Annotated in this window: 21 protein-coding genes; 10 read left to right on the plus strand and 11 right to left on the minus strand. The window is 68.6% G+C overall.

All coding sequences use genetic code 11. The features are described 5' to 3' along the window. Positions 1 to 10 precede the first annotated feature (10 nt). The gene (locus HQ308_RS07215) at positions 11 to 721 is read left to right on the plus strand and encodes an AAA family ATPase (protein ID WP_308115707.1); all 711 of its coding nucleotides are present in this window, start codon (positions 11 to 13) and stop codon (positions 719 to 721) included. Between the two features lie 5 nt (positions 722 to 726). Here the strand turns inward: HQ308_RS07215 and HQ308_RS07220 are convergent, their stop codons facing one another. Continuing rightward, complete coding sequence (locus HQ308_RS07220) at positions 727 to 1,758, minus strand: beta-ketoacyl-ACP synthase III (RefSeq protein ID WP_027503832.1); 1,032 nt, start codon at positions 1,756 to 1,758, stop codon at positions 727 to 729. Positions 1,759 to 1,861: 103 nt separating this feature from the next. Further along, entirely contained in the window at positions 1,862 to 2,488 is a 627-nt protein-coding gene (locus HQ308_RS07225; protein WP_027503833.1) for a TetR/AcrR family transcriptional regulator, read from the minus strand. Between the two features lie 69 nt (positions 2,489 to 2,557). On the opposite strand from HQ308_RS07225, the gene HQ308_RS07230 reads away from it, so the two are divergent. Genes HQ308_RS07230 through HQ308_RS07240 form a run of 3 tightly spaced genes read left to right on the plus strand, consistent with a single transcriptional unit; the run spans position 2,558 to position 5,910 of the window. Further along, the gene (locus tag HQ308_RS07230; protein ID WP_027503834.1) at positions 2,558 to 4,141 is read left to right on the plus strand and encodes an NAD(P)/FAD-dependent oxidoreductase; all 1,584 of its coding nucleotides are present in this window, start codon (positions 2,558 to 2,560) and stop codon (positions 4,139 to 4,141) included. Then, on the plus strand, positions 4,138 to 4,977 hold the full coding sequence (locus tag HQ308_RS07235; protein ID WP_056442564.1) for an SDR family oxidoreductase: 840 nt from the start codon (positions 4,138 to 4,140) through the stop codon (positions 4,975 to 4,977). The genes HQ308_RS07230 and HQ308_RS07235 overlap by 4 nt, the downstream gene beginning before the upstream one ends. A 21-nt stretch (positions 4,978 to 4,998) precedes the next feature. Beyond that, positions 4,999 to 5,910 (plus strand): alpha/beta hydrolase, encoded by a 912-nt coding sequence (locus HQ308_RS07240; protein ID WP_222646041.1) that lies wholly within the window; start codon positions 4,999 to 5,001, stop codon positions 5,908 to 5,910. On the opposite strand, the gene HQ308_RS07245 is transcribed toward HQ308_RS07240, so the two are convergent. Continuing rightward, entirely contained in the window at positions 5,890 to 6,729 is an 840-nt protein-coding gene (locus tag HQ308_RS07245; RefSeq protein WP_222646042.1) for a glycine betaine ABC transporter substrate-binding protein, read from the minus strand. The genes HQ308_RS07240 and HQ308_RS07245 overlap by 21 nt on opposite strands. Positions 6,730 to 6,809: 80 nt before the next feature. Between HQ308_RS07245 and HQ308_RS07250 the strand changes: the two genes are divergently transcribed. The 4 genes from HQ308_RS07250 to HQ308_RS07265 are packed head-to-tail and all read left to right on the plus strand — an operon-like array spanning position 6,810 to position 10,268. Then, positions 6,810 to 7,781: an ABC transporter substrate-binding protein gene (locus HQ308_RS07250; protein WP_027503838.1), complete on the plus strand. Its 972-nt coding sequence runs from the start codon at positions 6,810 to 6,812 to the stop codon at positions 7,779 to 7,781. Continuing rightward, positions 7,778 to 8,914 carry an ABC transporter ATP-binding protein gene (locus tag HQ308_RS07255; protein WP_222646043.1) on the plus strand — a complete coding sequence of 379 codons (1,137 nt, stop codon included), beginning with the start codon at positions 7,778 to 7,780 and terminating at the stop codon, positions 8,912 to 8,914. Before HQ308_RS07250 ends, HQ308_RS07255 begins: the two co-directional genes overlap by 4 nt. Next, positions 8,914 to 9,591, plus strand: a complete 678-nt coding sequence (locus HQ308_RS07260; RefSeq protein WP_056442575.1) for an ABC transporter permease — start codon at positions 8,914 to 8,916, stop codon at positions 9,589 to 9,591. The genes HQ308_RS07255 and HQ308_RS07260 overlap by 1 nt, the downstream gene beginning before the upstream one ends. Next, positions 9,588 to 10,268, plus strand: a complete 681-nt coding sequence (locus HQ308_RS07265; RefSeq protein ID WP_027503841.1) for an ABC transporter permease — start codon at positions 9,588 to 9,590, stop codon at positions 10,266 to 10,268. Before HQ308_RS07260 ends, HQ308_RS07265 begins: the two co-directional genes overlap by 4 nt. Positions 10,269 to 10,274: 6 nt before the next feature. On the opposite strand, the gene HQ308_RS07270 is transcribed toward HQ308_RS07265, so the two are convergent. The 4 genes from HQ308_RS07270 to HQ308_RS07285 all read right to left on the minus strand — a co-directional run bounded on the left by HQ308_RS07270 (position 10,275) and on the right by HQ308_RS07285 (position 13,546). After that, a complete protein-coding gene (locus HQ308_RS07270) occupies positions 10,275 to 11,423 on the minus strand; it encodes an NADP-dependent malic enzyme (RefSeq protein ID WP_374198524.1) in 1,149 nt (382 codons plus the stop codon). 347 nt (positions 11,424 to 11,770) lie between these two features. Then, positions 11,771 to 12,028, minus strand: coding sequence for a hypothetical protein (locus HQ308_RS07275; protein ID WP_027503843.1), 258 nt, complete (start codon positions 12,026 to 12,028; stop codon positions 11,771 to 11,773). After that, entirely contained in the window at positions 12,025 to 12,903 is an 879-nt protein-coding gene (locus HQ308_RS07280; RefSeq protein ID WP_222646045.1) for a PHP domain-containing protein, read from the minus strand. Before HQ308_RS07280 ends, HQ308_RS07275 begins: the two co-directional genes overlap by 4 nt. 28 nt (positions 12,904 to 12,931) lie before the next feature. After that, positions 12,932 to 13,546, minus strand: coding sequence for a suppressor of fused domain protein (locus HQ308_RS07285; RefSeq protein WP_222646046.1), 615 nt, complete (start codon positions 13,544 to 13,546; stop codon positions 12,932 to 12,934). 60 nt (positions 13,547 to 13,606) lie between these two features. Here HQ308_RS07285 and HQ308_RS07290 point away from each other — a divergent pair, with 60 nt between their 5' ends. Continuing rightward, positions 13,607 to 14,317 (plus strand): metallophosphoesterase, encoded by a 711-nt coding sequence (locus HQ308_RS07290; protein WP_027503846.1) that lies wholly within the window; start codon positions 13,607 to 13,609, stop codon positions 14,315 to 14,317. Next, complete coding sequence (locus HQ308_RS07295) at positions 14,307 to 15,155, plus strand: hypothetical protein (RefSeq protein WP_027503847.1); 849 nt, start codon at positions 14,307 to 14,309, stop codon at positions 15,153 to 15,155. Before HQ308_RS07290 ends, HQ308_RS07295 begins: the two co-directional genes overlap by 11 nt. A 67-nt stretch (positions 15,156 to 15,222) precedes the next feature. On the opposite strand, the gene HQ308_RS07300 is transcribed toward HQ308_RS07295, so the two are convergent. From HQ308_RS07300 to HQ308_RS07315, 4 genes are read right to left on the minus strand one after another with little or no spacing between them, the layout of a single operon-like run. Further along, positions 15,223 to 16,383, minus strand: coding sequence for an ABC transporter ATP-binding protein (locus HQ308_RS07300; RefSeq protein ID WP_056442586.1), 1,161 nt, complete (start codon positions 16,381 to 16,383; stop codon positions 15,223 to 15,225). A gap of 4 nt (positions 16,384 to 16,387) precedes the next feature. Continuing rightward, the gene (locus HQ308_RS07305; protein ID WP_027503849.1) at positions 16,388 to 17,218 is read right to left on the minus strand and encodes a carbohydrate ABC transporter permease; all 831 of its coding nucleotides are present in this window, start codon (positions 17,216 to 17,218) and stop codon (positions 16,388 to 16,390) included. A 3-nt stretch (positions 17,219 to 17,221) separates the two neighbouring features. Continuing rightward, positions 17,222 to 18,160 (minus strand): carbohydrate ABC transporter permease, encoded by a 939-nt coding sequence (locus HQ308_RS07310; protein ID WP_027503850.1) that lies wholly within the window; start codon positions 18,158 to 18,160, stop codon positions 17,222 to 17,224. Continuing rightward, positions 18,157 to 19,530, minus strand: a complete 1,374-nt coding sequence (locus HQ308_RS07315; RefSeq protein WP_308115709.1) for an extracellular solute-binding protein — start codon at positions 19,528 to 19,530, stop codon at positions 18,157 to 18,159. The genes HQ308_RS07310 and HQ308_RS07315 overlap by 4 nt, the downstream gene beginning before the upstream one ends. Positions 19,531 to 19,693: the final 163 nt, after the last annotated feature.

The following is a 19,693-nucleotide window of genomic DNA, read 5'->3' on the forward strand; positions in this document are numbered from 1 at the left end:
TCGTTCACCTGTGACGCTGCCACTGAGCCGGGTCGAGTTCACTCCACGGAGGGGATTCGACCCGGCTTCGTGGTATCTGCAGGTACCCGTGGTCGCCGAGATCGTGCGCACCGGGCTCGACTTCGACAGTCCTGTGACCGTGATCGTCGGGGAGAACGGAACCGGGAAGTCGACGCTGATGGAGGCGCTGGCCGCGTGCTGGGCCTTGGGTCTCGGTGCGGCCGACGCGATGTGGTCACCCGGCGGCGGGGCGCAGGACACCGACCTGCACAAGCACCTGACGTGCCACGGTGCCCGACCGCGGCCGCAGGGCGGGTGTTTCCTGCGCGCCGAGACGATGCACGGATTGTTCGAGTCCGCGGACGCACGGCGAGTCCGCGACACCGACGTCGTCTACAACGCGCTGTCCCACGGACAGTCGTTTCTGCGCTATGTTGCGGATCGCCCTGTCGCAGTCGGACTCTGGTTGATGGACGAGCCCGAGGCGGCCTTGTCGTTCCAGTCGTGTCTGGCGTTGATCTCGGTGATGAAGGAACTGGTCGAGGAGGGCTCACAGATCGTGATGGCGACGCACTCGCCGGTGCTCGCGGCCATGCCGGGAGCACGCCTGCTCGAACTCGGCGAGGACGGTCTGTCGTCCACGACGTGGGAGGAGGCGCAGGTCGTCCGGGACTGGTCGGCGTTCTTCGACGCCCCCGACCGGTTCCTGCGCCACCTCTGACACGACTAGGCGGTCGGGGCCTCCGGCAACGTGACGACCTGGCCGGCGAACGACAGGCCGGCACCGAAACCGAGCAGCAGAGCGGTGTCGCCCTTCTTCGCCTTGCCGGTGCGCAGCACCTCCTCCACCGCGAGCGGGATCGAAGCGGCCGAGGTGTTGCCGGCCTCGGCGATGTCGTGTGCCACCGGGATGTCCTCGGCGAGCTCGAGGCTCTTCGCCAGCAGATCGGTGATGCGGGAGTTCGCCTGGTGCGGCACGAAGACGTCCAGCTCGGAGGCCTTGACGCCTGCCTTGTCGAGTGCCTCGCGCGCCACCTTGGCCATCTCGAACGCCGCCCAGCGGAAGACCGCGATACCGGTCATCGCGATCCACGGACGATCGGCGTTCGGATCCTCCTTCAGGTCCGCGAAGTACTGCAGCCAGTCCTTGTCCTGCTTGATGGCGTCGGCCTGCGAGCCGTCCGAACCCCAGACGACCGGTCCGATGCCGGGCTCCTCGGTGCGGCCGACGACCATGGCGCCGGCACCGTCGCCGAAGATCATGCGCGTGCCGCGATCGTCGGGTCGCGTCGTGACGCTCAGGTGCTCGGTGCCGATGACCAACACCTTGTCCGACGTGCCCGCGCGGACCATGTCCGAGGCGAGTGCGAGGCCGTAGCAGAAGCCCGCGCAGCCCGCGCCGAGGTCGAAGGCGCCGGGGCCACCGGTGCCGAGTGCGTCCGCGATGATCGACGCGGCGGGCGGTGTGAGCAGCAGGTGAGTGGACGTCGCGATGATGACGCAGCCGATCTCGGCGGCATCCACGCCGGAGTTCTCGAGGGCGCGGCGTCCGGCCTCGATCGACATGGAGACCACGTTCTCGTTCTCCCCGGCGAAGCGGCGGGACTCGATGCCCGTACGGGTACGGATCCACTCGTCGCTCGAGTCGATGGTCTTGCAGATCTCCTCGTTGGTGACGACACGCTCGGGCCGGTAGGCCCCGATACCCAGGATTCCCGAGTGTCGCGTCTCGGTCGGGATACTGATCTGCGCGCCCATCGAAGGCCGTCCTCTCGTGCTGCCGACCGCCGCTCGTGCGCCGGTGTACGCCCTCACGTTACTGGTGCGGACCCGTCGATCGAAGGGGGTGTCGCTCGAGGTGTCATCCCGCGTCGGCACTCGCCCACGACAACTCGGTCGTGTCCGCCGTCGGCAGCGCCACGGCAGGCAGCGCGTGCACCAGCAGTTCGATCAGCTCGTCCCGGCTGAGGTCCTCCTGGTTCAGCCAGGTGATGGTGACCTCCTCGCAGAACGCCACCCAGCCGCGGATGGCCAGCGCGATCCGCGGGGTGCGCTCGACACCGAGCAGCGGGAGCTGCGACACCGTCCGTTCGACCATGACGTCGCGGGTGCGCTCGAAGACGGCCCGCATGTCGGGATCCCCGCTCGCGGTGCCGCGCAGCAGCGAGACGTAGCTGGAGCGGTGCTCGGTGACGTAGTCGACGTAGGACGCGAGTGCTACGGCGAGCGTCGTCAACGGGTCGAGCCCGACGGGCGGCTCGGTGGCGTCGAGCATCTGTCGGCTGGTGTGCTCGACGATCGCGACGTGGAAGTCGTGCTTGGACGAGAAATAGTGGAAGAGCAGCCCACGCGACACGCCCGCCTGGTCGGCGATGTCCTCGACCGAGATGGCGTCCAGCGTGCGCTCCGAGAGCATCTCGACCCCCAGGTCGATGAGCTGGGCCCGCCGCTGTTCCGGACTGAGCCGCGTTCGCTTCACGCTGTCCATGCGCTCCATACTACTGAACGTTCGTCAGTAACTGTTGACCTGCGCTCAATAAGGACCTAGTCTGGGTTCATGAGTCTTCCAGTTACAGATACCGACGCTGTCGCTGCACGCTACGTCGACACCATCATCATCGGCAGCGGTTTCGCAGGACTGGGCGCCGCGATCAAGCTGAGCCAGCAGGGAAGCACCGATTTCCTGGTCCTCGAGCGCGGCAGCGACGTCGGTGGCACGTGGCGCGACAACACCTACCCCGGTGCCGCCTGCGACGTGCCCTCGCACCTCTACTCGTACTCGTTCGCGCTGAATCCGGACTGGACCCGCTCGTTCTCCCGTCAGCCGGAGATTCAGAAGTACATCGAGAGCGTCGCGCGGCAGTACCGCGTGTACGACCGCCACGTCTTCGACTGCCACGTCGAGTCGGCTCGCTGGAACACCGCCACCTCGCAGTGGGACATCGTGACCACCCGGGGGAACTTCACGGCCAAGAAGGTCGTGTCCGCCGTCGGCGCCTTGTGCGAGCCGAACCTCCCGGACATCGCCGGCATCACCGATTTCCAGGGCGAGATCTTCCACTCGGCCCGCTGGAACCACGACGCGAGCCTCGAGGGCAAGCGCGTCGCCGTCATCGGCACCGGCGCCTCCGCGATCCAGATCGTCCCGGCCATCGCGCCCACGGTCGCCCATCTCGACGTCTACCAGCGCACCGCCCCGTGGGTCCTCCCGCGCTTCGACCGCGAGTACACCCGCATCGAGAAGCTGGCGTTCAAGTACCTACCCGGCTACCAGCGTCTCTCACGCACCGGCATCTACGCCGCGCGTGAGACCCAGGTCGTCGGCCTCACCCGCGTCCCCAAGCTCATGAAGGCGTTCGAGTTCATCGCGCGCCGACAGATCGCGAAGGGCATCCGCGACACCGAGCTGCGCCGCAAGGTGACGCCGAACTTCCGCATCGGCTGCAAGCGCATGCTGATCTCCAACAACTACTACCCGGCACTGGATCGACCGAACGTCGACCTGGTGACCGACGGTATCCGTGAGGTGCGGGCGCACTCCATCGTGACGGCCGACGGAACCGAGCGTGAGATCGACGCCCTGGTGGTCGCCACGGGATTCCACGTGACCGACTCCCCCACCTTCCAGGGCATCTTCGGCAAGGACGGCCGCTCGCTCGCCGAGGTCTTCGACGAGCGCGGACAGCAGGGATACAAGGGCGCCACGGTCGCGGGCTTCCCCAACCTGTTCTTCCTGGTCGGACCCAACACGGGCCTGGGGCACACCTCGATGGTGTTCATGATCGAGTCGCAGCTGAACTACGTGATCGACGCGCTCAACACGATCGACAAGCACGATCTCGGTGTCGTCGAGGTGCGCCGCGAGGTGCAGGACGAGTTCAACGCCGACCTGCAGACCAAGCTGAACAAGACGGTGTGGCTCAACGGCGGGTGCGCGAGCTGGTACCTCGACAAGCACGGCAACAACACGACGCTGTGGCCGGACTTCACCTTCGAGTTCCGCCGCATCACCCGCAACTTCGACCTCGAGGCATACGACGCCCTCGCGGCCGGCGACGTCACGAGGCCTGTGAGCGCCGTCGACGGCACCCCCACCCCTGCGACGACCGACAACGACGACGAGAAGGCGATCTCCCGATGAGCGAGTTCCGTGGACGAGTGGCCGTGGTGACCGGAGCCGGATCGGGGATCGGCCGTGCGCTGGCTCTCGAACTGGCTTCGCGCGGAGCACGACTCGCGCTGTCCGACGTCGACTCGGTCGGCCTGGCCGCCACCGTGGCGGCCGTGGAGCAGCGCGGCGGAGAGGTCCGCAGCGACCACCTCGACGTCAGCGAACGCGGCAGCGTGCTCGACTACGCGGAGACCGTGCGTCGGCACTTCGGTGTGGTGAACCAGGTCTACAACAACGCCGGCATCGCCTTCCACGGCGACGTCGAGAAGACCGAGTTCAAGGATCTCGAGCGCGTGATCGACGTCGACTTCTGGGGCGTCGTCAACGGTACGAAGGCATTCCTCCCGCATCTCGTCGAGTCGGGAGACGGTCACGTGGTCAACGTGTCCAGCCTGTTCGGCCTCCTCTCGATCCCGTCCCAGTCCGCGTACAACGCAGCCAAGTTCGCCGTGCGCGGCTTCACCGAGGCGTTGCGCCAGGAGATGCTGATCGCCCGCCACCCGGTGCACGTCACGTGTGTCCACCCGGGCGGCATCAAGACGGCGATCGCCCGCAACGCGACCGTCGCCGAGGGCCAGGACCAGAAGTCGGTGGCCGAGTTCTTCGACCGTCGCCTCGCGAAGACCACCCCGGAGCAGGCCGCCCTGGTGATCCTGCGCGGAGTGGAGAAGAACAAGGCCCGCGTGCTCATCGGCAACGACGCCCGCGCGCTCGACGCCCTCGCCCGCATCACGGGATCGCGGTACCAGGACATCATCGTCAGGCTGTCCTCGCGCGTCCTGCCGCGGACGACCACCCAGCGGTAGGGCTGACGGTAGGTTCGGGCAATGCGACCGATGACTCTGCCGTTGCCCGTGGTGTCGCGAGTTCTGAAGCCCGTGTTCCGGGTGATTCTGAATCCGCGCCTCCCGGTTCCGGTGCAGCGCACACTGCTCGAGGTCGCGGCCCGGTCGCTACCGCTGCCGGACGGCACGGTGATCCGCAGCGAGACCGTGGGCGGTGTCCCGGTCGAACGGGTCACCGTCGGTGCCACCGTCCGCCGCACCGCCGTGCTGTATCTGCACGGCGGTGCGTACACGCTGGGGTCGCCGCTGACGCACCGCGTCGTCACGTCGTCGCTCGCCCGCGACAGTGGCGCCGTCGTGGTGGCGGCGCACTACCGTCTGGCTCCGGAGCATCCCTGCCCGGCCGCGCTCGAGGACGCACTGGCCGTGTTCGACGGGCTGGTCGCCGACGGTGTCGCGGCCGATCACATTGCCGTGGTGGGCGATTCGGCCGGCGGCGGTCTGGCCGCGGCGACGACACAGGCGCTCGTCGACCGTGGCACACCACCGTCGTGCGTCGCGATGATCTCCCCGTGGGCCGATCCGGCGGACCAGGACTTCCCGGCGCCGCGCGACTTCCTGCTCGACGCTCGCTGGTTGCGGAACTCGGCGCGGCAGTATCTGGGCGACGGCGACCCGACCGATCCGCGCTACGCCCCCGCGCGTGGCACGTTGACCGGCTTCCCCTCGACGTTGATCCAGTACTCCGCCGACGAGATCCTGCGGCCCCAGATCCTTCGCTTCGTCGACGCATTGACCGAGGCCGGTGTCTCCGTGCGGTGCACCGAACTCACGGATCTGTGGCACGTCGCCCACCTGCAGGCCACCCTGCTGGCCGAGGCGGCGACAGCGGTCCGGGAGATCGGCGCCTTCGTCCGCGACGCGACCGCCCACTCAGAACGACTGCGTCCCTAGCCAACTCGCGGCGACCGCGCCCGGATCCTCGCCGCCGCGGACACGGTCGACCATCTCCGCGAGATCCGCGGTGGTGAGTTCACCGGCGATGATCTGCAGCGGACGGTCCAGTGTCTCGTCCACGGAGCCCTTGCGGACGAGGGGGACGAGGACGTCGGCGGTGAGGCCGTCTCGATCGTCGGCGAGCACCACGTCGGTCGCATCGACCACGGCGACCCGGTCCGTGGCCCGGACGATCGTCACCTCGGTGGGGCCGGCAGGAGCGAACGCACAGTCGTAACTCTCGGCGAGGGCCCGTGTCACCGCGGACGCATCGACGGCCGGGTCGACGGCGGCGGACAGGCGGGAACACTGCGGAGACAGAGCCGACAGAGTGGCTTCGGGGAGAGCCGATCCCGCGGCCGCGGTGACGGACACCGTCGGCCCGTTCTCGGCGAGACCCTGGTCGGTGACCGCCAGCCACTCCGGCAGTGCACGCGCCAGATCGGCGTAGACGTCCTCGGGCGCCCGCGCGGCGGACGACGGATCCAGTTGCGCCAGAAACGATCCGGTGAAGCCGGGGACGAGCGCGACCGAGGCGTCGTCGAGGCCGGCGAGCGCGCCGGGGAGACCGTCGACCGTGTCCACCCGAGCGGCCGCTCCCCCGCGTGACAGCGCGTCGGCGTACAGGTGCGCCAGCACCGCCTGCACCGGAGTTCCGGTGTCGGCGACCACCAGCGGCTGCGGGCGCGTCGTCCCCTCGGGGCCGCCGGTACTCGAACACCCGGCCACCATCGAGGCCGCGAGCAGCGCCGCGACGGCCGACCTGCAGACCCGCATCGACCATCCTCTCGAACCCGGTACCGGCGTTCCGGCGCCGAAAGCGGGCCGGTGTCGGGGCCTATCGTTACACTCGAACAGTGAACACGACACGTCGCACCACCTCACGTTCCGTGCGCGTCGCCGCCACCGCTCTGGTGGCCGCTGCAGCACTCACCCTGTCCGCCTGCGGCGGCGACTCCGATCCACTGAGCAGCGGCGGTGAGGGTGGTAGCGGAGGCGATCCGAACACCATCGTCGTCGGTTCCGCGAACTTCACCGAGTCCGAGATCATCGCCAACATCTACGCCGACGCGTTGAAGGCCAACGGTTTCGACGCCAGCACACGCCTGTCCATCGGCAGCCGTGAGGCCTACATCCCGGCCGTGCGCGACGGCTCCATCGACCTCATCCCGGACTACACCGGAAACCTGTTGCTTTACTTGGACCCCGAGGCCACGGCCACGGCGCCCGACGAGGTGAACACCGCCCTCACGGCGGCACTGAGCGACGATCTCCTGGCATCCACGCCGGCCCCCGGCGAGGACAAGGACGCCGTCGTCGTCACGCGGGACACCGCGACGCGCTGGAACCTGACCAACATCGCCGATCTCGCGCCGTACGCGGGTGAGGTCAAGTTCGGTGGGCCGCCCGAGTTCGCCGAGCGTCCCGTCGGCCTGCCCGGCCTGCGCGACAAGTACGGCGTCGACATCCCGGCCGCCAACTTCGTCCCGATCTCCGACGGCGGCGGCCCGGCCACCGTGGCCGCCCTCGCTGCGGGAGACATCACCGCGGCGAACCTGTTCACCACCACGCCCGCGATCGTCGAGAACGACTTCGTGGCACTGGGCGACCCGGACAACAACTTCCCGGCGCAGAACGTGGTCCCGGTCTACAACTCGTCGAAGAAGTCGGACAAGCTCACCGCCGTCCTCGACGCCGTGTCGGCCAAGCTCACGACGGTCGAGTTGCTGGCGCTGAACCAGGAGGTGTCGGGCGACGCGAAGACCGAGCCCGCCGCCGCCGCGAACGCCTGGGTCGTCGAGCAGGGTCTGGACAAGCCGGTCTCGTGATCTCGTTCGAGGGAGTCACCAAGCAGTACCCGGACGGAACGCTCGCGGTCGACTCTCTCGATCTCCGGATCGAGGACCGGTCGTTCACCGTCTTCGTCGGCCCGTCGGGCTGCGGCAAGACGACCTCGATGCGGATGATCAACCGGATGATCGAGCCCACGTCGGGCACGATCAGCGTCGATGGTCGAGACATCTCGACCGTCGACGCCGTCAAGCTTCGGCTGGGCATCGGTTACGTCATCCAGAGCGCCGGCCTGCTGCCTCACCGCACCGTCGTCGACAACGTCGCCACCGTTCCGGTGCTGACGGGTCGTTCACGCAAGGAGGCCCGTCGCGACGCGATGGAGGTCCTCGAGCGCGTCGGCCTCGATCTGTCGCTGGCCACCCGGTACCCCGCTCAGCTGTCGGGCGGCCAGCAGCAGCGCGTCGGGGTCGCGCGTGCCCTGGCGGCAGATCCTCCGATCCTGCTGATGGACGAGCCGTTCAGCGCCGTCGATCCGGTGGTGCGCGAAGACCTGCAGACCGAGATGCTCAGGCTGCAGGCCGATCTGAAGAAGACCATCGTCTTCGTCACGCACGACATCGACGAGGCCATCAAACTCGGCGATCGCATCGCCGTGTTCGGCACCGGCGGAACGTTGCAGCAGTACGACACCCCGGACGTGGTGCTGTCGGCTCCCGCGACCGACTTCGTCGCGTCCTTCGTCGGTCGGGACCGCGGCTACCGTGGACTGTCGTTCCGCCACGGTGACGGGGTGTCCCTGCATCCCATCACGACGGCGTCGGAACAGGACGCGGCGTCGATCCGTCTCGACCAGGGCCAGTGGCTTCTCGTCGTCTCCGCCGAGGGCCGTCCGCGAGGCTGGATGGACGTCACCGGCCTCGAGGCGCTCAAGTCCGGCGCCAGCATCTCGGACAGCACCTCCGCGGGCGGTTCGCTGTACCCGCCGTCGGGCGATCTGCGACAGGCGCTGGACGCGGCCATCTCGTCGCCGTCCGGCGTCGGCGTGGCGGTCGACGCGAACGGCGCCGTCCTCGGCGGTATCGACGCCACCGAGGTGGTGGCGTTGCTGGCGGACCAGCGTCGAGCCGAGGACCGCGAGCGCGGCCGCCAGTACTTCGAGAAGCCCTGATGCGCTGGCTGATCGACAACATCGACATCGTCCTCGAGCTGACGCGGACCCACCTGTACCTGTCGCTGGTGCCGCTGCTCGTCGGACTGGTCGTCGCGGTGCCCGTGGGCGCGGCCGTGCGCACGGTCGGCTGGCTGCGGCGTCTGACCCTGGTGGTGGCGAGCGTCGCGTTCACGATCCCCTCGCTCGCACTGTTCGTCACCATCCCGCTCATCGCGGGACTGCGTGTCCTCGATCCGTTGAACGTGGTCATCGCGCTCACGGTGTACTCCACGGCGCTGCTCGTTCGCGCAGTGCCCGAGGCACTCGACTCGGTGTCCCCCGCCGTCGTCGACGCGGCCACCGCGGTCGGCTTCGGACGGTTCCGCCGCGCCGCGACCGTCGAACTGCCGCTGGCACTTCCCGTGCTCGTCGCGAACGTCCGCGTCGTCGCGGTCACCAACATCTCGATGGTGTCGGTCGGGTCGGTCATCGGCATCGGTGGTCTCGGACAGCTCTTCACCCAGGGTTACCAGCGCGACTACCCCGACCAGATCCTGGCGGGCATCATCGCGATCGTCGTGTTGGCCCTGGTCTTCGACGCGCTGCTGTTCCTGCTCGGGCGTGCGTTGACGCCGTGGACCCGCGCCGGTGCGCCCTCGACGCGCCGGCGACGAGTGACGGAGGCCCGCGCATGAGCATCTTCTCCGACGCGATCGGCTACATCCTCGACGGCGCCAACTGGTCCGGCGGCACCGGCATCGCGACGCGTCTCACCGAGCACGTCTGGTACAGCTTCCTCGCCGTACTGTTCTCCGTCGTCGTGGCGGTTCCGCTGGGACTGCTGATCGGGCACCTGCGCCGCGGCGAGGTGGCCCTGGTCGGCCTGGTGAACAGTCTGCGCTCGCTACCGACGCTCGGCGTGCTGACGTTCCTCGTCCTGCTGCTCGGGCTGGGCCTGGTGCCACCACTGATCGCCCTCGTGCTCCTGGGCATTCCGCCCATCCTCGCCGGGACGTATGCGGGTGTGGCCAATGTCGACGCCACCGTCGTGGACGCGGCACGGGCGATGGGCATGACCGAACGCCAGGTGCTGCTGCGGGTGGAGATTCCCAATGCGCTGCCGCTGCTGCTCGGGGGCATCCGCAACGCCACCCTGCAGGTCATCGCCACCGCCACCGTCGCCGCCTTCGTCAACCTGGGCGGCTTCGGGCGGTACATCTTCGACGGTCTGGCGCTCTACAGCTACGACCGAGTGGTGGTCGGCGCGATCCTGGTGGCCGTGCTGGCTCTCGTGGCGGACGGCCTGCTGGCCCTCGCCGTGTGGGTCTCGGCGCCCGGGACGGGGCGGCTGCGCCGCGCGCCCCGTCTCTGAGACCTCTCAGGCGACGCCGTCCGCATTCGCAGCCGCGGCCACTGCCGCCGCGACGGCCGGAGCGACCCGCGGGTCGAGTGGGCTGGGCACGATCATGTCGACGCTCAGATCGTCGCCGACCACGGACAGGATCGCGTCCGCGGCGGCGAGCTTCATGTTCTCGGTGATGCGCCGCGCGCCCGCATCGAGAGCACCGCGGAACACACCGGGGAACGCGAGCACGTTGTTGATCTGATTGGCGAAGTCGCTGCGTCCGGTGGCGACGATGCCGGCGTACTTCTTCGCGTCCTCCGGATGGATCTCCGGGTTCGGGTTGGAGAGGGCGAAGACGATGCTGTCGTCTGCCATCGAGGCGATGAGTTCGTGCCCGATCTTCCCCGCGGAGACCCCGAGGAACACGTCCGCATCGGTCAGGGCGTCGGCGGCCGTCCCGGAGAGGCCGCGCGGGTTGGTACGCGAGGCGAGGTCGACCTTCACGGGATTGAGGTCGGCGCGATCCGCACCGACGATGCCCTTCGAGTCGAGCACCACCACGTCCGAGATGCCCGCGGCGAGTAGGATGTTCGCGCACGCGACGCCCGCGGCTCCCGCACCGGAGATGACGACACGCAGACCTGCGAGCTCGCGCTTCTGCACTGCCACAGCGCCTTTCAGCGCAGCCAGGACGACGATGGCCGTGCCGTGCTGGTCGTCGTGCATGACCGGGCAGTCGAGTGCCTCGACGACGCGCTTCTCGATCTCGAAGCACCGGGGTGCCGAGATGTCCTCGAGGTTCACGGCTCCGAAGCTGGGGCGCAGGCGGATCAGCGTCTCGACGATCTCGTCGACGTCGTTGGTGTCGAGCACCAGCGGGATCGAGTTGAGGCCGGCGAACTTCTTGAACAGTGCCGCCTTACCCTCCATGACGGGCAGCGAGGCGCGCGGGCCGATGTCGCCCAGACCCAATACCGCGGAGCCGTCGCTGACCACCACCACGAGTCGCTCGGTCCAGGTGTACTTGTTCACCAGCTCCTGATCGGCGGCGATCGCACTGCTCACCTTGGCCACCCCGGGGGTGTACGCGATGGAGAGGTCGCGCTTGGTCTCGAGCGGCGCGGTGAGCTCGACGGACAGCTTGCCGCCCACGTGGCTGAGGAAGATCTCGTCGTCCGTGATGGTCGTGAGGTCGTCGCGGGCAGGCCGGAGGCCGGTCGTGTGTTCGGTCGGATCTGTTGCGGCGGCCACTGGGCGCTCCTTCATCGTCCGCACGAAGGGTGCGGATCACAGGCGTGAGGGGAAGTCGGGATGCGCGCCCGGGGGATGAGAACCGAGGGCAGGCGACATCTCGATGCGTGCGCGGCGGGTGAGCCGACTTCGCGCGCCACCGACGAGCGGTGACCGGGGTCGATCACCACGGGGTGGCGGTGATCGCGAGTGGAGCCAGTGTGCCACCGCCGGTTCCTCGGGAGCAAACAGGTGCCGGTCAGCCTCACCCTTGTCTCGTCAGCCCCACCCCTGGCTCGTCAGCCCCACCATTGCGTCCACAGCAGGGCTCCCGCGACGACCAGCACGCCCAGTGAGCCGAGGAACGACACCCCACGCGAGCGATGGTCGGCGATCCGCTGGAGCAGGAGCGCCGCGACGACGGCGGCGACGTGCCACGCGATGGACGCGGTGCCGGGGCCGGGGAATCCCCGATCACCGCCGACGACGGCGGCGGCGATGACGAGCGCCGTGAGGACGACGAGACCCGCGGTGATCGATCCGCTGAGCGCCTTCACCGGCGGCCTCCGGGTACGACGAGCGGCACGCCCGTCGCCCGGCTCACCAACGCGTCGAACTGGTCCTCGGCGGTGGTGCGGGCCGCGATCGGCGTCGTCTTGTTGGTGCCGTGGTAGTCGGAGGATCCGGTCACGACGAGATCGTGCTCGCGCGCGATGTCGCGCAGGACGTCCGCGTCCTCGGGGCTGTGGTCGGGGTGATCGACCTCGAGTCCGCCGAGTCGCCCACCGGCGGCGAGCTCCAGAATGTGGTCGGTGTGCAGGAGTCGACCTCGCGTGCGCGCGCGGGCGTGGGCGATGACGGGCACTCCCCCGGCGTCGGCGATCAACTCGACGGCGAGGTCGAGTGGGGTGTCCGCCTTCTCGACGTAGTACGTCCCACCGGTCCGCAGCAGGTCGGTGAACGCGTCGTTCACGGTCTCGACGACTCCGGCCGCGACGAGTGCACGGGCGAGGTGCGGGCGGCCCGCCGACGGACCTGCCGCGGCGAGGATGGTGTCGGCGTCGACGTCGTAGCCGTCGGCCGCCATACGGTCGATCATGCTGCGCAGACGCACTTCCCGCTCCCCACGTAACCGGCTGCGCTCCTCGGCGAAGGCGACGTGCCCGGGGTCGAAGAGGTACGCGAGCAGATGCACCGTCACCGGGTCACCGTCGGCTCCGCGGCCCTGGCACGACATCTCCATGCCACGGACCAGGGTGGGCGCACCGGGCGTCGCGGTCACCGCGGCCACGGCCTCGTCCCAGCCGTGAGTGGTGTCGTGGTCGGTCAACGCGATCACGTCGAGGCCCGCGGCGGTCGCCGTGGCGATCAGCTCGGTGGGCGTCTCGGTTCCGTCCGACGACGTGGAATGGGTGTGGAGATCGATCAGCACGCGCCCAGTCTGTCAGGTGCGCGAGCGCTCAGGTGGGCGGGCGCAGCGACGCCGCCGAGCGCCGCGGGTCGGCGATGTCGATGCCCGCCTCGGTCCACGCGTCGCGCAACGCATCGGCTCCGCGCAGGCGCACCCACGCGGCCTCGGTGCCGGTGATCGGGACTGCCCGCAGGAACCGCACCGGCTCGTACGGTTCGGGCAGCTCGAGGTCGGCCACCCCGGACTCGGCCGTCAGCAGCACCGCCGTGAACGGAGCGCCGGGCCAGAGAGGCTCGCCGGCGTCCAGCAGGGCGTCGGGCACCAGCACGATGCCCTCCACCGCGGGCGACGCGGCGAAGACGGCGAGCGTGCGCCAGACCTCGGCGACGGACTCGTCGACTCCGCGCAGGGCCAGGATCAGCTCGGCGCGCGGGCCTCGCTGCGAGTCGGTGACCATGTCGGACGGGTCGGCCATCGGATGCCGCGAGCACCCGAGAGTGGTGAACCGCACGACTCCCTCGACGTCGGCAGCGAACAGCAACACCTCCAGCGGCTCGAGGCCCAGGAAGGTCACGGACGCGCTGGACGGGTCGTCCTGACCGAGCACCGTCTGCAGATGGGTTCGCACCTGCGCTGTCACGTCGCTCCCACTCACACCGTCCATCCAACCCCACGACGTCCGTACCGGCTCCGACGGGACCGGCGTGCCGGTACGGTCCTGCGTGTGGTGACTGTGCTGACCGTGTCCGACGAGGTGGTCGAAGGCCTGTGGAACGCCCGCACACTCCCGTTCGACGTCGACCTGGTCCTCGGTGCGGGCGACCTGCCCTTCGAGTACCTCGAGCACCTCGCCGAGGCCGCCGACGCCCCGTGCGTCTTCGTCCCCGGCAACCACGACGCCGACCTCACCGGGTACTCGGCCGGTCGAGCCGGCTGGATGCGTGCCGGGCTGCCGTCGAGCTGGCCCGGTCCGGACGGCGCCGTCAACGCCGATCGACGGATCGTCAGCGCCGCCGGTCTGCGGATCGCGGGGCTGGGCGGGTCCATCCGCTACCGCGACGGACCCAACCAGTGGACGGAACGGCAGCAGAAGCGGCGCTCCGGCTCCCTGATCCGGACCCACACCTGGCACCCGCTGCTGCGACGCGGAGCCGACGCACACGGGGTCGACGTCCTGCTGACCCACAGCCCACCCTTCGGTGTCGGCGACGCCGAGGACGCACCACACCGCGGTTTCCGGTGTCTCGATCCGCTCACCGAGCGGTTGCGGCCTCAGCTCCTCGTCCACGGACACATCCACCCGCACGGCACGAGGCCGGCCGACCGACAGCTGCACGGAGCCACGGTGATCAACACCGTCGGCTACGCCCTGATCGACATCACCCCGGGCGGCGACACCGCGCCCATCATCGAGAGGCGACGTCATGGCTCGTGACACCGGATTCCCCGCTGCCGACGCGCAGAACGACTTCTCCCGCCAGCGCCGGCGCGCGGACGTGGCGCGGTTGGTCGGCTGGCTGCGCCGTCAACCGGACGACATCAACACGATCCTGCCGTTCGACGAGGTGGTCGCCGCCCTGGGCAAGGTGCGGGAGCGCCGCGTCGGACTCGAGGTCATCCGGGTCGACTCGATCGTGGGCAGCGTGGATCGCACCCGCGACTTCGACCGGTACTTCCGCCCGACGTCGACGCGGACACGCGAACGCTGGCAGCGCCTCGCCACCGCCTGGCGCCGCGGCGAACCGATGCCGCCCATCGAGGTGTATCGCGTCGGCGGCATGCACTTCGTCATCGACGGGCACCATCGCGTGTCCATCGCCTGCGCGATGCACAGTCTCACCATCGAGGCCTACGTCACCGAGATCATCACCCGCATCTCCCCCGACGGCATCTCCACGAGGGGCGATCTCCTCGTGAAGGATCACCGGCGCATCTTCCTCAGCCGCGTCCCCCTCACCGGGAAGTCGCGCGAGGCGATCGAGTTCACGGATCCGTGGCAGTACGCCGAACTCTCGGATGCGGTGGAGGCCTGGGGTTTCCGGCTGATGCAGGAGCTCGGCGAGTTCGTCGACCGGCGCACCGTCGCCCGCCGCTGGTTCGGTGAGGAGTTCCTGCCGGTCGTCCGGATGGTGCGGTCCGTCGGGGGCATGTTGACCCGCCACACCGACGCCGAGGCCTACATGTGGGTGGCGCGCGAGCGTTACCGCCTGGTGCGCAGCCACATCTGGAACGACGAGATCATCGCGCAGCTCAAGGAGGCCGCCCCGAACTGAGACGGGCGCCGACCGAGACGGCGACGGCCCCCACCGTGCGGTGGGGGCCGTCGTCGCGTTCGAGCGGTCAGAGCGTCAGGTTGGCACCCGACTCGACGTCGAACACCGACACGCGCTTCTGGTCGAACCACAGCTCGATGGACTCACCCATGCGAGCGGCGGACTCGGCCGAGAGTCGAGCGACCAACTGGCCGCCGTCCGCGCCGGAGTCCGCGGCCAGCTCGTCGAGTTCGCGCGAGGTGACCTTGGGGCCCTCGGCGGAGAAGTAGATGTACTTGTCCGACCCCATCGACTCCAGCACCTCGACTCGCGCCGAGAACGTGCTGCCGTTGATCTTCTGGTACGACTCGACGAGCGAGGCGTCCTCGAGATGCTCGGGGCGGATGCCGACGACGACGTCCCCCTTCGCGTTCTTCGAGGCGATCTTCTGCCGCGCCTCGTCGCTCAACCGGATCTCGCCGAGCGAGGTGGTGACCCCGCCGTCCGTCAGACGACCCGACACGAAGTTCATGGACGGCGACCCGATGAAGCCCGCCACGAACAGGTTTCGCGGGTGATCGTAGAGCTCCTGCGGCGAGCCGATCTGCTGCACCAGTCCGCCGCGGAGCACGACGACGCGGTCGCCGAGCGTCATGGCCTCGGTCTGGTCGTGCGTCACGTACACCGTGGTGGTCTCGAGACGCTTCTGCAGCTGGGCGATCTCGGTCCGCATCTGCACGCGCAGCTTGGCGTCGAGGTTCGACAGCGGCTCGTCCATGAGGAACGCCTTGGGGCTGCGTACGATCGCGCGTCCCATCGCGACGCGCTGACGCTGACCACCGGAGAGGTTGGACGGCTTGCGGTCGAGGTGCTGGCCGAGGTCGAGGATGCGGGCGGCGTCGTCGACCTTCTTCGCGATGTCCTCCTTGCTCATCTTGGCGAGTGTCAGGGGGAAGGCGATGTTGTCGCGCACCGTCATGTGGGGGTAGAGCGCGTACGACTGGAACACCATCGCGATGTCGCGATCCTTCGGTGCCCGCTCGTTCACGCGCTCACCGGCGATGCGCAGCTCGCCGCTCGAGATGTCCTCGAGGCCGGCGATCATGTTGAGCGTGGTGGACTTTCCGCAGCCGGAGGGTCCGACCAGGATGATGAACTCGCCGTCGGCGATGGTGATGTCGACGTCGCTCACCGCCGCGGCACCGTCCGGGTACAGCTTGGTCACTTTGTCGAGAACGATTTCGGCCATGGACTTATCCCTTCACTGCGCCGGACGTCAGGCCCGCCACGATACGACGTTGGAAGAACAGGACGAAGATGATGATCGGGATGGTGATGACCACGGCCGCAGCCGCGATCGAGCCCGTCGGTTCCTCGAACTGCGAACTACCGGTGAACTGTGAGATCGCTGCCGGCACCGTGACCGAACGCTCGGTGGCCGTCAACGAGATGGCGAGCAGCAGGTCGTTCCACGCGAAGATGAAGACGAGGATCGCCGCGGTGACGATGCCCGGTGCCGCGAGCGGTGCGATGACCTTGCGGAACGCCTGTCCCGGGGTGGCACCGTCCATCTTGGCGGCCTTCTCCAGCTCCCAGGGGATCTCACGGAAGAACGCCGACAGCGTGTAGATGGCGAGCGGGAGCGCGAACGTGATGTACGGGATGATCAGGCCCGGCCAGGTGTCGAACAGGCCCAGCGCACGCTCGATGTCGAACAGCGGTGTGACGAGCGAGATCTGGGGGAACATCGCGATGAGCAGCGCGGCGCCGACGAGGAGCTTCTTGCCGGGGAAGTCGAGACGAGCGACGGCGTAGGCCGCCATCGTGCCGATGACCACCGCGATGAGCGTGGTGATGAGACCGATGCCGATGGAGTTGATCAGGGCGCTGGTGAACTGGGACGTCTGGAAGATGCCCTTGTAGTTGTCCAACGTCCACGTCGTCGGGATGAACTTGCCGTCGGCGATGTTCGCCACCGGCTTGAACGACAGGCTGATGATCCACACGAGCGGGATCAGTGCGTACAGCAGGACGAGAAGGTTGACGATGGACCAGCCGGCCTTCGTCTTCGTGGTGGCTGCCATGGGTCAGCGTCCTTCCGCGTCGGAGCCGGGTGCGGAGGCCCCGAACAGTTTGATGAAGACGAAGGCGATGATGGCCACGCAGAAGAAGATCAGCACGCTGATGGCCGACCCGATACCGAGGTTGAACGCCCCGAAGAGGTTGTCGTACCCGAGGATCGACACCGAACCGGTGCTGTTGCTGCCCTTCGTCAGAACGTAGATGTTGTCGAAGATGCGGAACGCGTCGAGCGTGCGGAACAGCAGCGCCACGAGGATGGCCGGCTTCATCAACGGGATGATGATGCGGATCAGTCGGGTCCACGCGCCGGCGCCGTCCACCTGGGCCGCCTTGAGCAGATCGTCGGGAACGAGCGCGAGACCGGCGAGCAGCAGCAGTGCCATGAACGGCGTCGTCTTCCACACCTCGGCGAGCACGACGATGGCGAGCGACGGAAGCTGCTGCGTCAGAGGCGCACTGCCCTCGGGAAGCAGGTTGGCCAGGTAACCGGTCTGCGGTGTCCACGCGTAGTACCAGCTGTACGCGGCGGCGACGGTGACGATGCCGTACGGGATCAGCACGACGGTGCGGACGACGCCGCGCCCGAAGATGGTGCGGTGCATGACCAACGCGACCGCGAGGCCGAGGACGAACTCGATGATCACCGAGATGACGGTGATGCCCACGGTCACCGCGAACGCCGTCCACCAGTAGCCGTCGGTGAGGACGGAGACGTAGTTGGACAGGCCGACGAATTCCTTGTCGTCCGGGAATGCCAGGTTGTACTTCTGCAGACTCAGCCAGAAGGCGTAGATGATGGGATACGCGGTGACGGCGATCATCAGGATCGCGGCGGGAGCGACCAGCAGGAGCCCCAGTCGGCGCTCCGCCTTCTTGCCCTCGGACACCGCCTCGGCCGCCTTGGCGTGCTTCTGCGGGCGTCGGGGCTCGTCGGTGACGGTCATGGGATCAGCCCTTCGGAGTTCACGGCCTGGCGGACCAGATCGGCGAGCCTGTCGACGTCTCCCACGGGATCGATGTCCTGCGGGGGGTTGAGCGCGTCGGTCAGGAGGATCGAGATGGACTGGTACGCGGGCGACACCGGTCGGACCGCGGCACTCTCGATCGAGCCGAGAACGCCCTCCCATGCCGGGTAGGCGGCCTGGAACTCGGGATCGTCGTAGAGCGAGCGGATCACCGGCGGCACACCGCCGTCGACGGCGTTGTTGCGCTGGTTCTGCTCGTCGGTCAGGCACGCGACGGCGGCCCACGCCTCGTCGGGATGCTCGGTGGTCTTGGCGACACCGATGTTGAACCCGCCGATGGTGACCTTGGCGGGCTCACCGGGGTTCACCGAGGGGTACGGCGCGCTGCGGAACACCTCGTTCACCGCCGCGTCCTGCTGGTCGGCGGGAACGGTGGACAGGTCGAGGAAGGACACGCCGCCCGCGGCGGCGTTCTCCTTGAGTCCGGGGAGCACGAACGGGTAGTTCACCTCGGCGAACATGGTGCCCGCCTCGACGCCGAGACGTGCTGTGCCCTCGTCACTCTGGGAGACCGAGGGGTCGGCGCCCGGAGCGGTCGCGACGCTCTTGATGATCGAGAGAGCCTTCTCGGTGGCCGCGCGGTGCTCGGGGGTGTCGTTCAGTGTCACGGTGGTGCCGTCCTCGCCGACGACGGATCCGCCGGCACTCTCGAGGAGGGTGTTGAACCAGACCATGAAGCCCTCGTACTGCTTCGCCTGCACACCGATGGCCGCGGGCTTGCCGGAGGCGGCGTTCTCGCCGGCGGTGGCGATGAGGTCGTCCCACGTCGCCGGCGGCTGGCCGTTCGGCACCATGTCCGGGCGGTACCAGAGCAACTGGGTGTTGGAGTTAAGCGGGACCGCGTACAGCTTGTCCTTCTGCTCCGTCTCGGGATCGAGCCACTCGGCGGTGGCGAGCGGGCCCTCGAGCACCGATCCGTCGCGCAGCTTCGCCTCGAGATCGTCCGGAACCGGCAGTGCCCAACCGGCTTCGGCGAACTCGGCGGTCCAGACCACGTCGAGTGTCATCAGATCGAGCGTGCGGTCGTTGCCCGCCAGACGGCGAGCGAGCTGCAGGCGCTGATCGTTGGCGCTCTTGGGGAGCGTGCGCTGCTCCACCCGGTACGCGCCGCCCGACTGCTCGGTGCACGCCTGCGTTGCCGCCGCGTACTGCTCTGCGCCGTCGGCTGCGGTGTAGAAGCTCAACACGATTCCGTCGTCGGAGGATCCACACCCCGCCAACAGACTTCCGGCCACCACCGCGGCGGCCCCTGTCGCTGCGAGTTTCCTCGCCCTGTACCTCTTCGGCACGACCGCCTCCTCTGCCGCAAGAGAAGGCGCCACAGTCGGCCCGACTCCGCAGCGTGTGCTTCGTTGGACACGCATTCCCTGCGAAGTGGAACCTAGTCGAAAGCTGAGAGGAAAACGGTGGCTTGTTGCAATCCCGTGATGCTTTCGGTACCGACGGGTCGGT

Source organism: Rhodococcus sp. BP-241 (assembly GCF_019836145.1).
GTDB lineage: Bacteria > Actinomycetota > Actinomycetes > Mycobacteriales > Mycobacteriaceae > Rhodococcoides.